The organism is Gordonia sp. (in: high G+C Gram-positive bacteria), from assembly GCF_020438995.1.
Lineage (GTDB): Bacteria > Actinomycetota > Actinomycetes > Mycobacteriales > Mycobacteriaceae > Gordonia.
The window spans coordinates 1-1,643 of the sequence record NZ_JAGQTN010000116.1 but is presented as its reverse complement, the minus strand read 5'-3'; the positions used below and the strand labels follow the sequence as shown (position 1 = coordinate 1,643).

General features: G+C 64.6%; 2 protein-coding genes and 1 pseudogene. All 3 read right to left on the bottom strand.

Annotated features, from left to right (window positions below; genetic code table 11):
* Positions 1-635: ABC transporter permease (locus KDB67_RS09150; RefSeq protein WP_291015072.1), on the bottom strand; the 635-nt coding region annotated here is incomplete at its 3' end.
* Between the two features lie 4 nt (positions 636-639).
* Positions 640-1,446 (bottom strand): ABC transporter permease, encoded by an 807-nt coding sequence (locus KDB67_RS09145; protein WP_291015070.1) that lies wholly within the window; start codon positions 1,444-1,446, stop codon positions 640-642.
* 6 nt (positions 1,447-1,452) lie between these two features.
* Positions 1,453-1,643: pseudogene (locus tag KDB67_RS09140) on the bottom strand (ABC transporter ATP-binding protein); the annotation flags it as partial.

Here is a 1,643-nt window from a genome sequence, read left to right as displayed (position 1 = left end):
TCGTACGATCCCGTGGACTGACCGTTGAACAGGGTGGTCACCGTGCGGGAGGCGAAGTACGCCGAGATCAGGCCGAGCACGTACAGCGGGATGACGGCGATGAATCCGGCGATGACGCGGGTCGACACCAGGTACGGGACCGATGGAACGGCCATGACCTCCATGGCGTCGACCTCTTCGGAGATCCGCATGGCGCCGAGCTGGGCGGTGAAGCCGCAGCCGACCGTCGCCGACAATGCGAGCGCGGCGACCAGCGGCGCGACCTCGCGGGTGTTGACGTAGGCCGACAGGAAGCCGGTCAGGGCCTGCGATCCGAGCTGGTCGAGGGCCGCGTAGCCCTGCATGCCGACCACGACACCGGTGAAACCGGACATCATGACCATGACGCCGACGGTGCCGAGGATGACGGCCAGACCGCCCGAGCCGAAGGCGACCTCGGCCAGCAGACGCAGCACCTCGCGCTTGTAATGCACGATGGTGCGCGGGATCCAGGCGAGCGTGCGTCCGTAGAAGGACATCTGCTCGCCGGCACCGTCGAGGATCTTCAGCGGCTTGTTGAGCTGCTTGCGCGCCTCGTAGGCGTAATACTCGGCGCGCGATTTGGTGATTGTGACGCCACCACCGGAGTCAGACATCGCGTCAGCTTCCCTTCGCCGGAACGATCTGGAGGTAGACCGCCGTGATGATCAGATTGGCAAGGAACAGCAGCAGGAACGTGATGACGACGCTCTGGTTGACGGCGTCACCCACACCCTTCGGTCCGCCCTTGGGGTTGAGTCCCTTGTAGGCGGCGACGACGCCGGCAATGACACCGAAGATGGCTGCCTTGACCGTGGAGATATAGAGGTCGGGGAGCTGGGCCAGCGCGCTGAACGAGGCCAGATACGCACCGGGCGTACCGTTCTGCAGCACGACGTTGAACACGTAACCACCGCCGATACCGATGACGGCGACGAGGCCATTGAGCAGCATGGCGACCAGGATCATGGCCAGCACGCGGGGTACGACGAGACGCTGGATGGGGTTGATGCCCAGCACCTCCATCGCGTCGATCTCCTCGCGGATCGTTCGCGAGCCGATGTCGGCGGCGACCGCCGATCCGGCGGCACCTGCCACCAACAGCGAGGTGACCAGCGGTGACCCCTGCTGGATCACCACCAGGACGCTGGCGGCGCCCGTGTAGGACTCGGCACCGATCTGCTTGATCAGCGAGCCGGTCTGCAACGAGACGATCGCGCCGAACGGGATCGCGATGAGCGCGGTCGGCAAGATCGTGACGCTGGCGATGAACCAAGCCTGCTGGATGAACTCTCGCCACTGAAACGGGCGCACAAGGGACTGGCGTGCGACATCGACGAATAGCTGAACGATATTGCCGGACTGTGCGAGTGCACCGTTTCCGGCCTTTGCTATCCGATCAATGCCACGCGTGGTGGCACTGGCCATGGAAATTTAGCTCCGGTTGTCGGGGTTTTCGGTGGAGCTGTGCCGCCCACCCTCGTTCGGGACTTCAAACTCTGCGGTCGGGCCGTCGACCAGACCCGGGGCAACCGCCCAACTCTGGGTGACCGCATCATCACCGGCATAATCAGCCGACGCCTTACCCAACGGCACAGCAGCCTGAGTCGTAGCCGCCGCCGCAT

What these genes read in the sequence shown, in the direction of transcription:
- KDB67_RS09145 (WP_291015070.1), bottom strand. Translation starts at nt 1,446, where the DNA reads ATGGCCAGTGCCACCACGCGTGGCATTGATCGGATAGCAAAGGCCGGA.